Origin of the sequence: Pseudomonas sp. (genome assembly GCF_035277045.1) — a bacterium.
In the GTDB taxonomy this organism is placed as follows: domain Bacteria; phylum Pseudomonadota; class Gammaproteobacteria; order Pseudomonadales; family Pseudomonadaceae; genus Aquipseudomonas.
Map to the genome: position 1 here is coordinate 1 of NZ_DATELE010000318.1, position 8,341 is coordinate 8,341.

Genomic DNA, 8,341 nt, shown 5'->3' on the forward strand with positions numbered 1-8,341 from the left:
CGCCTCTGGCAACACTTGAGGCGACGCGCTCTTTTTTGGGGGTTACCAATCACCGCCTGTGAATAACGCTGCTAAATCGCGCGGGCGCTGGTTCGTTCAAGAACTGCATCAACATCAGACAACGTGCCGTAAAGGCGCCCAAACCCGACACGCGCCCGGCCGGCCCTGTCGGGTTTTGGCGTCTCTGAAATATTTGCTTTCATTTTAGTTGGCAGGATTTGCATTCTCATTCGTCTTTACTAGTGCAGCCTCAAGGTTGAGTCAGCCCTCGACCTCAATCCGTCCAACCAAGAAAGTCCCATGGCACAACAAACAAAAAAATCCAAATCCAGGCTATGGTTCCTGGTCCACAGCTGGCTCGCCCTGCCGATCTGGTTCTTCGTCCTCATCGTCTGCTTCACCGGGATGCTCGCGGTGGTCAGCCAGGAGATCGTCTGGCTGGCCAACCCCGACGTGCGGGCAACCAAACCCAGCGACGACGCCCAGCGCCTGAGCTACCAGCAGGTGCTCGATGCCGTGCACAAGGCCGAGCCTGGCGTGGCGGTAAGGTTCCTCAACCAACCCGACGGCTCGCACTTCGCCCTCAATGTGGCCGTGACACTGCCAGACGGCACCTCGCCAACGCTCTACGTCAATCCTTACACCGGCGTCATTCAGGGCAAGAGCCCGGACTTCAACTTCGAGGCCTTCACCCGTGCCCTGCACGGCTGGTGGCTGGTGCCGTTCACCAACGGCTACAGCTGGGGCTGGTACCTGGTGTCGCTGCTCGGCCTGCCGATGCTGGCGTCGCTGATCACGGGCCTAGTGGTGTACAAGAAGTTCTGGAGGGGCTTTTTCAAGCCCGTGCGCCTGGGCCATGGCTCGCGCATCTTCTGGGGCGACGTGCACCGGCTGGCCGGGGTCTGGTCGATCTGGTTCATCGCGGTGATCTCGATCACCGGCCTGTGGTTCCTGATCCAGGCCATCCTGGGCGACAACCACATCACCATTTCCACCGAGCCCGTGGTCCCGGTGATCGCCCGCGAGCAAGTGCCGCAGAGCGCCGACGGCAGCCCTGCCCCGCGCATCGACCTTGACCAGGCCGTGAGCCTTGCCCAATCGGAAATCCCGGGCCTGGACGTGAGTTTCATCTTCATGCCGGCCACTGCCTACAGCCATGTCAGCCTGAGCGGACGGGGCTGGTATCCGCTGATGTTCCAGAGCGCCAGCGTCAACCCTTACACCAGCAAGGTCGACAGCCAGTTCCTGCTGGGCGACCGCTCGACCCTGGAGTTCGTCACCGAGTCGATGCGCCCGCTGCATACCGGTGACTTCGGCGGCCTGGCGATCAAGCTGATCTGGGCCTTCTTCGGCCTGATCCTGACGCTGATGGTGCTCAGCGGCCTGCTGATCTGGACCAAGCGCACCGCCCAGGCCACTGCTGCCGCCCTCAAGCGCAGCGAGCGCCAACCGCGTCAACGCCAACCCCGTCCCGAGCCCGCCACGGAGGTCCAGCCATGAGCCAGGCCCAAGCGCTTCACGCCAGCCCGCTCAAGCAGTTCTGGCTGAAATGGCGATTCCATATCAATATCCTGCTGATCCTCGTGCCGCTTGGGTTCATGCCCAAGTATTTTGCCGATGCGCGCATGTTTCGCGGCGAAGCGGGCCTTGGGGCCACGCTGATTCACGACATCCAGGTCGGCCCCTGGAGCCTTGACCTGGCCGAGCTGCGGGCCGAGCCACCTCGCGCCGATGGCCCGGCGGGCTACTTCAAACTCTTCAACGCAGCCCTCTGCAAAACCTGCGACAAGGGCGTGAAAGCCATCTACCTGCGCATCGGCAAGCCCCGGAGCCTGCGCGCCGCGGGCACCATCTTCTTCGGCACGCCCTACCGCATGGTCACCTCGCTGCCCGTGCCACCGCGGACCCGGCCCGACGCCGACATCTGGATCACCATCGAAGGCTGGGACGGCAGCATGCACCAGGCTTCGGTTCCCCTGGCCAAGGCTTCGCCGGCCACCATCGCCTGGCTCGCCGCCCAAGGAGGCAAGAAATGAAACACGTCCTGCGCAAGTTGACCCTGCCCCTGCCCCTGCTGTTGCTGGCCGCGGGCCCCGCGCTGGCTCACAACCCCATGTGCGAGTGCGAGGCGATCGGCACCGACCAGGTCAAGTGCACCGGCGGCTTCTCCGACGGCAGCGGTGCCGCCGGGGTGACACTCGATGTGATTGGTTACGACGAACAGGTCCTGGTGCCGGGCAAGCTGGGGGATGACTCGAGCATGACCTTCAAGCGCCCGGACGGCGAGTTCTACGTGCTGTTCGATGCGGGGCCGGGGCATGTGGTCGAAGTGGACCATGCCGACATCGGTGCGCCATGAGCCGCGCCCAGGTCATACGCCCGGCCGGTGCCGGGCATGAAACCCTGTACGTACTGTTGACCAGCCTGTTGATCGTGGTGCTGGCCGCCGCCGTGGTGTCGCTGCGCGGCGAGCGCGTGGACGAAGTGGCGATCGCCGCCCACCAGCTCGACGCCCGCCGCGATCTGAATGCCGCCGAACAAGGGATCTACACCGACCTGCGGGTGGCATTCGACGAGATCCTGCTGCTGCGCGAGGAAAATGCCGCGACGCCCAGCGTCCAAGCCTTGGCCGACAAAGGCTTCCCCCCTTTCGTCGTGGACGCCAGCAGCGCCAGCCGTGGAGGTCATCAATGGCAATGGCTGGAGGCCGGTGCCTACCTGGGCCAGAGCGCCGACCGCCAGGTGTCGGGCAGTTTCCTGATGATCGTGCCGCAGGCGAGCGACGCCCAGGCCGATGTCTGGCTGCGCCGCGATGGCGCAGGCTCGACCCCCGCAGTGCTGGACGCCGACTCGCTGATCGCCGCCGGCTGGCAGCAGATCGCCACCCACTATGACGCCGGGGTTACCCGCCAACACCGTCACTGATACAAGGACGCCCCATGTTCCGCTCCACCCTCGCCCGCCGTGTTCTGAGCCTCCTGGTCGCCTGCGCCCTGCCCGCCCTGGCCATGGCCGACAGCGGCAAGCCGCTGCGCATCGGCATTACCCTGCACCCCTACTACAGCTATGTGAGCAACATCGTCGGCGACAAGGCCGAGGTGGTGCCGTTGATTCCCGCAGGTTTCAACCCGCATGCCTACGAACCAAGGGCCGAAGACATCAAGCGCATCGGCACGCTGGATGTGATCGTGCTCAATGGCGTCGGCCATGACGACTTTGCCGACCGCATGATCGCCGCCAGCGAAAAGCCCGACATCAAGACCATAGAGGCCAATGCCAACGTGCCGCTGCTCGCAGCCACCGGCATCGCCGCACGGGGTGCCGGCAAGGTAGTCAATCCCCACACCTTCCTGTCGATCAGCGCCAGCATCGCCCAGGTCAACAACATTGCCCGCGAACTCGGCAAGATCGACCCCGACAACGCTCGCTACTACACGCAGAACGCCCGCGCCTATGCCAAGCGGCTGCGCGCCCTGCGCGCCGAAGCGCTCGCCAAGGTCACCGAAGCGCCGGGGGCGGAGTTTCGCGTGGCGACCATCCATGCCGCCTATGACTACCTGGTGCGCGAGTTCGGCCTGGAAGTCACCGCGGTGGTGGAACCTGCCCACGGGATCGAGCCCAGCCCCGCGCAGCTGAAGAAGACCATCGACCAGCTCAAGGCGTTGGATGTGAAGGTGATCTTCTCGGAGATGGACTTTCCTTCCGCCTATGTCGACACCATCCAGCGCGAGTCGGGCGTGAAGATCTATCCACTGACGCACATTTCCTACGGCGACTACACCAGGGAAAAGTACGAAGTGGAGATGAAGCGCAATCTCGACACCGTGGTAAAGGCGATCCAGGAGTCACGCGCATGACTGCTGCAGCGACGGTAATCGCCGCGTGCGGGCCGCGAATCGAGTTCGCGGGCATCGACCTGACGCTGGGCCGTACCCGCATCCTCGAGCAGGTCAGCTTCGGTGTCGCCGCCGGTAGCGTGCATGCCATCGTCGGGCCCAACGGCGGCGGCAAAAGCTCGCTGATCAAGACCCTGCTCGGCCAGATGCCGCACCAGGGCCAGTTGACACTGCACTGGCCGGGCGACGGCCAGGTAATCGGCTACGTGCCCCAGGCGCTGGAGTTCGACCGCGGCCTGCCGATGACCGTGGACGATTTCATGGCCGCCATGTGCCAGCGGCGCCCGGCGTTTCTTGGCCTGTCCCGGCGCGTCACCCCGGCCATCGACGCGGCGCTGGCGCGGGTGGGCATGCTCGACAAGCGCAAGCGCCGCATGGGCGCCTTGTCAGGTGGCGAGCGCCAGCGCGTGCTGCTCGCCCAGGGTCTGATCCCGGCGCCGCAGTTGCTGGTGCTGGACGAACCCATGTCGGCGCTGGACGAAGCCGGTGCCCAGGTGTTCGAGCAGTTGCTGCTCGGCTGGCGGCAAGCCGGGACCACGGTGCTGTGGATCGAGCACGACCTTGAAGCGGTCCTGCGCCTGGCCGACCGGGTCACCGGCCTGAGCCGCAAGGTGCTGTTCGATGCTCCCCCCGCCCAGGCGCTGACGCCGGAACGCCTGCTCGGGCTGTTCTCCATCCACCCTCGCAGCGAGAGCCTGGCCTGATGAACTACGAAGCATTCCGCCTGCTGGTCCAGGCGTGGGCCAACGCAGGCTACCTGCCCGAAGCCCTGGCCTACGGGTTCGTGGTCAACGCCCTGCTTGCCGGCCTGATGATCGGCCCGGTGCTCGGCGGGCTTGGCACCCTGGTGGTGGTCAAGCGATTCGCGTTTTTCTCAGAGGCCGTGGGCCACGCCGCGCTGACGGGCGTGGCCATCGGCATCCTGCTCGGCGAGCCCTACACCGGGCCCTACGGCAGCCTGTTCGGCTACTGCCTGCTGTTCGGGATTCTCCTCAACTTCCTGCGCAACCGTACCGGCCTGTCGCCTGACACCCTCATCGGCGTGTTTCTCTCGGTGTCGCTGGCGCTCGGTGCAAGCCTGTTACTGATGCTGGCCGGCAAGATCAACGTGCACATCCTCGAGAACGTGCTGTTCGGCTCGGTGCTGACCGTCAGCGCCCAGGACCTGCTGGTGCTGGGGATCGTCGCGCTGCTGGTGCTGGGCCTGGCGCTGCCGCTGTACAACCGCATCATGCTGGCCAGCTTCAACCCGCAACTGGCGGCGGTACGCGGGGTGGCCGTCAAGACCCTGGACTATCTGTTCGTGGTGCTGGTGACCTTGGTGACCGTGGCCGCGGTCAAGGTGATCGGCGCGATCCTGGTGGGCGCGCTGCTGGTCATCCCGGCCGCTGCGGCGCGGCTGGTCAGCCAGTCGCTGAAGGGCTTCTTCTGGATCTCGGTGCTGATCGCGACCCTGAGCACCCTGCTCGGCATCCTCATGCCCATCGTCTTCGACCTGCCGGTGCCGTCCGGGGCCGCGATCATCCTGGTCGCCGGCTGCTGCTTCGCGCTCGCGGCCTTGGCCCGGGCTCTCGTCCCCCGTCTGCAAGGAAACCCGGCATGACCCTGCGCCTGAAGCACCTGACCCTCGCCCTCGCCCTCTGCGGGCTGCCGGCCCTGACCTCCGCGGCGCAGCCTGCCAGCGCCGAGGCACCGCAAGTGCTGACCTCGTTACCGGTCACCCACAGCCTGGCCAGTGCCCTGCTCGAGGGCACCTCGGTGCGACTCAAGCGGGCCGCCCCGGCGACTCTTCCCGCCACGCGTCAGCCGTCCTATTTCAGTGGCCGTGGTGGCGCCAGTCTGCAAAAGGCGGCGCAGGATGCGGACGCCGTCATCGCCCTGAGGTCGATCTGGCAGGACGACCCGCTCTACCCGATGGCCCGGCGCACCAACATCCGCATTGTCGAGATCGACGCCGCGCGCCCGGTGGATGGCGCACTGCCGGGGATCGCCGTGCAGGGCGACAATGCCTTCGCCGCCTACCCCTGGCTGAACCCGACCAATCTTGGGCGCATGGCCGACGTGCTGGCCAACGACCTCGAGCGCCTGGCGCCCGCCGACAAGCCCCGGATCCAGGCCAACCTTGCAGGTATCAAGCGCCAGTTGCTGGAGCTCGCGTCCAGCAGCGAGACGCGCCTGGCCGAGGCCGACAACCTCAGCGTGGTGAGCCTCTCCGAGCGCCTGGGCTATCTGGTGAGCGGGTTGAATCTGGACGTGGTCGATTCGCCTTTGCCGGCGGATGACAAATGGGACGAGGCGGCGTTGAAGTCCCTGGGCGAGACGCTGAAGCAGCAGGATGTGGCGCTGGTGCTGCATCATCGTCAGCCGGATGCCGACGTGGCCGAGGTCATCGCAGCGTCCGGCGCCAGGTTGCTGGTGCTCGACAGCGAGGCGCCCGACACCCTGGCGGGACTCAAGGCCAGTGTGGAACAGTTGGTCAAGGCCCTGAGCCAGGGATGAGCGCCCCGGTGGCCATGCTAGATCGCATGCCCTGCCAGCAGCCCTGCAAGCACCTCGGCCAGCGCCTTGACCCGGTGATCGGCCGTCGGCCGATGGACGATGACAATCTCGTAGCTGTCCACCACCGGCAGGCCCTGCTCGCGGCCTAGTACCCGGTGCTCGGGGATCGCCGCGCGCGGCGGCAGCAGGCTGATGCCCATGCCGTCCGCGACGGCGGCCTGAATGCCGCTGATGCTTGAGCTGGTGAAACTGATCCGCCAGCGCCGGCCCATCGCCTCGAGGGCGGTGATCATGTCATCGCGATACAGGCCGCGTGGCGGGAACGTCACCAGCGGCACGGGATCGAGCTCGAAGGCGGGCGACCTGGCGCTGTCGATCCATTGCAGCTGTTCGGGCCAGCACGCCACGCCTTCGCGGGTATTGCGCCGCTGCTTGAGCAGCACCAGGTCCAGCTCGCCATTGTCGTAGCTCTGGCTCAGGTCGCGGCACAGGCCGCTGGTGACCTCGAGCTTGACCTGCCGGTGTTCGCGGCTGAAGGCCGCCAGCGCGCTGGTGGTTCGCCCGCCGACGAAATCCTCCGGGACGCCAAGACGCAGCGTGACCCCGACCGTGGCACCTGCCAGGGCTTCGAGCATCTGGTCGTTGAGCGTCAGCATGTGACGGGCATAACCCAGCAGGGTCTGACCGGCGTCGGTGGGGAGGACATCGCGGTTGCCGCGTACCAGCAGGCGGTGGCCGACCATGTCTTCGAGGCGACGGACTTTCTGGCTGATGGTGGACTGGGTCGAATGCAGGCGGGATGCCGCGGTGGTGAAGCTGCCGCAATCGGCCACGACGATGATCGCTCGCAGGAGGTCGAGGTCGAACAGGGCTGTATTTGACTTCACGATGGGTGACCTGAGGTTATTCGATTTCTGGATGACCAGGATGGCTTCTACCATGTGGGACCGGCCTGCTGGAAGGCCCGGGCATAATCGCAACGGTCGCCAGCGCGCGGACCGCGCCTTGACGTATACGTCAAGCACCCAGTAGCTTAAGCCTCATCCTCCTTTCGAGCCCGAGCATGAGCAGCCAGACCTACAGCATCTCCGACCTTTCCCGCGAGCTCGACATCACCACCCGCGCCATTCGTTTCTACGAGGAACAGGGCCTGGTGAGCCCGGAGCGGCGGGGGCTGGAGAGGATCTATTCGGCACGCGACAAAGTCAGCCTCAAACTGATCCTGCGCGGCAAGCGGATCGGCTTCTCCCTGGCCGAGTGCCGCGAACTGATCGAACTCTACGATCCCAGCAGCGGCAATCTCAAGCAGCTGCGCAGCATGCTGGCCAAGATCGTCGAGCGTCGCGGCCAGCTCGAACAGCAACTGCTCGACATCCAGCAGATGCAACTCGAACTGGACACCGCCCAGGAGCGCTGTGAGCAGGCCCTGGCCGCGACGCTGGACAAACAGGACACCCCTCATTGAGCCCTCACAGGAAGCCCCGCCATGTCACTGCCTGAAACAGTCCGCCTGGTCGAAGTCGGCCCGCGCGATGGCCTGCAGAACGAAGCCCAGCCCATCAGCGTCGCGGACAAGGTGCGCCTGGTCGACGACCTCAGCGAGGCGGGCCTTTCCTACATAGAGGTTGGCAGTTTCGTGTCGCCCAAATGGGTACCGCAGATGGCAGGTTCGGCCGAGGTGTTCGCGGGCATCGCGCAGCGACCGGGGGTGATCTACGCAGCCCTTGCCCCCAACCTGCGCGGCTTCGAGGATGCGGTGGCCGCCGGGGTCAAGGAAGTGGCGGTGTTCGCCGCCGCGTCCGAAGCCTTTTCGCAACGCAATATCAACTGTTCGATCAGCGAAAGCCTCACCCGCTTCGAGCCGATCATGCTGGCCGCGCGCGACCAGGGCATCCGTGTGCGGGGGTACGTTTCATGCGTGCTGGGCTGTCCCTATGAGGGCCAGG

General features: G+C 65.7%; 11 protein-coding genes. 10 read left to right on the forward strand and 1 reads right to left on the reverse strand.

The window, feature by feature from the left end; all coding sequences use genetic code 11:
* The first annotated feature begins 300 nt into the window (after window positions 1-300).
* From VJS90_RS21055 to VJS90_RS21090, 8 genes are read left to right on the forward strand one after another with little or no spacing between them, the layout of a single operon-like run.
* Entirely contained in the window at window positions 301-1,500 is a 1,200-nt protein-coding gene (locus VJS90_RS21055; RefSeq protein WP_324123563.1) for a PepSY domain-containing protein, read from the forward strand.
* Window positions 1,497-2,036 (forward strand): thiamine pyrophosphate-binding protein, encoded by a 540-nt coding sequence (locus VJS90_RS21060; RefSeq protein WP_324123564.1) that lies wholly within the window; start codon window positions 1,497-1,499, stop codon window positions 2,034-2,036. The genes VJS90_RS21055 and VJS90_RS21060 overlap by 4 nt, the downstream gene beginning before the upstream one ends.
* The gene (locus VJS90_RS21065) at window positions 2,033-2,359 is read left to right on the forward strand and encodes a hypothetical protein (protein WP_324123565.1); all 327 of its coding nucleotides are present in this window, start codon (window positions 2,033-2,035) and stop codon (window positions 2,357-2,359) included. The genes VJS90_RS21060 and VJS90_RS21065 overlap by 4 nt, the downstream gene beginning before the upstream one ends.
* A complete protein-coding gene (locus VJS90_RS21070; protein ID WP_324123566.1) occupies window positions 2,356-2,925 on the forward strand; it encodes a DUF6162 family protein in 570 nt (189 codons plus the stop codon). The genes VJS90_RS21065 and VJS90_RS21070 overlap by 4 nt, the downstream gene beginning before the upstream one ends.
* Window positions 2,926-2,939: 14 nt before the next feature.
* Window positions 2,940-3,857 carry a metal ABC transporter substrate-binding protein gene (locus tag VJS90_RS21075; protein WP_414704969.1) on the forward strand — a complete coding sequence of 306 codons (918 nt, stop codon included), beginning with the start codon at window positions 2,940-2,942 and terminating at the stop codon, window positions 3,855-3,857.
* On the forward strand, window positions 3,854-4,600 hold the full coding sequence (locus VJS90_RS21080; RefSeq protein WP_324123567.1) for a metal ABC transporter ATP-binding protein: 747 nt from the start codon (window positions 3,854-3,856) through the stop codon (window positions 4,598-4,600). The genes VJS90_RS21075 and VJS90_RS21080 overlap by 4 nt, the downstream gene beginning before the upstream one ends.
* On the forward strand, window positions 4,600-5,499 hold the full coding sequence (locus VJS90_RS21085; protein WP_324123568.1) for a metal ABC transporter permease: 900 nt from the start codon (window positions 4,600-4,602) through the stop codon (window positions 5,497-5,499). The genes VJS90_RS21080 and VJS90_RS21085 overlap by 1 nt, the downstream gene beginning before the upstream one ends.
* 2 nt (window positions 5,500-5,501) lie before the next feature.
* Window positions 5,502-6,395, forward strand: a complete 894-nt coding sequence (locus VJS90_RS21090) for a metal ABC transporter substrate-binding protein (RefSeq protein WP_324123573.1) — start codon at window positions 5,502-5,504, stop codon at window positions 6,393-6,395.
* A gap of 17 nt (window positions 6,396-6,412) precedes the next feature.
* Here the strand turns inward: VJS90_RS21090 and VJS90_RS21095 are convergent, their stop codons facing one another.
* Window positions 6,413-7,282, reverse strand: coding sequence for a LysR substrate-binding domain-containing protein (locus VJS90_RS21095; protein WP_324123569.1), 870 nt, complete (start codon window positions 7,280-7,282; stop codon window positions 6,413-6,415).
* Between the two features lie 176 nt (window positions 7,283-7,458).
* Between VJS90_RS21095 and VJS90_RS21100 the strand changes: the two genes are divergently transcribed.
* Window positions 7,459-7,860, forward strand: coding sequence for a MerR family DNA-binding transcriptional regulator (locus tag VJS90_RS21100; protein WP_324123570.1), 402 nt, complete (start codon window positions 7,459-7,461; stop codon window positions 7,858-7,860).
* A 21-nt stretch (window positions 7,861-7,881) separates the two neighbouring features.
* Window positions 7,882-8,341 (forward strand): hydroxymethylglutaryl-CoA lyase (locus VJS90_RS21105; RefSeq protein ID WP_324123571.1); only part of this gene is annotated, 460 nt, incomplete at its 3' end.

Excerpts from the sequence above, each read along its gene's own strand:
- VJS90_RS21055 (WP_324123563.1), top strand. The coding sequence starts at position 301 with ATGGCACAACAAACAAAAAAATCCAAATCCAGGCTATGGTTCCTGGTC.
- VJS90_RS21060 (WP_324123564.1), top strand. The coding sequence starts at position 1,497 with ATGAGCCAGGCCCAAGCGCTTCACGCCAGCCCGCTCAAGCAGTTCTGG.
- VJS90_RS21065 (WP_324123565.1), top strand. The coding sequence starts at position 2,033 with ATGAAACACGTCCTGCGCAAGTTGACCCTGCCCCTGCCCCTGCTGTTG.
- VJS90_RS21070 (WP_324123566.1), top strand. The coding sequence starts at position 2,356 with ATGAGCCGCGCCCAGGTCATACGCCCGGCCGGTGCCGGGCATGAAACC.
- VJS90_RS21075 (WP_414704969.1), top strand. The coding sequence starts at position 2,940 with ATGTTCCGCTCCACCCTCGCCCGCCGTGTTCTGAGCCTCCTGGTCGCC.
- VJS90_RS21080 (WP_324123567.1), top strand. The coding sequence starts at position 3,854 with ATGACTGCTGCAGCGACGGTAATCGCCGCGTGCGGGCCGCGAATCGAG.
- VJS90_RS21085 (WP_324123568.1), top strand. The coding sequence starts at position 4,600 with ATGAACTACGAAGCATTCCGCCTGCTGGTCCAGGCGTGGGCCAACGCA.
- VJS90_RS21100 (WP_324123570.1), top strand. The coding sequence starts at position 7,459 with ATGAGCAGCCAGACCTACAGCATCTCCGACCTTTCCCGCGAGCTCGAC.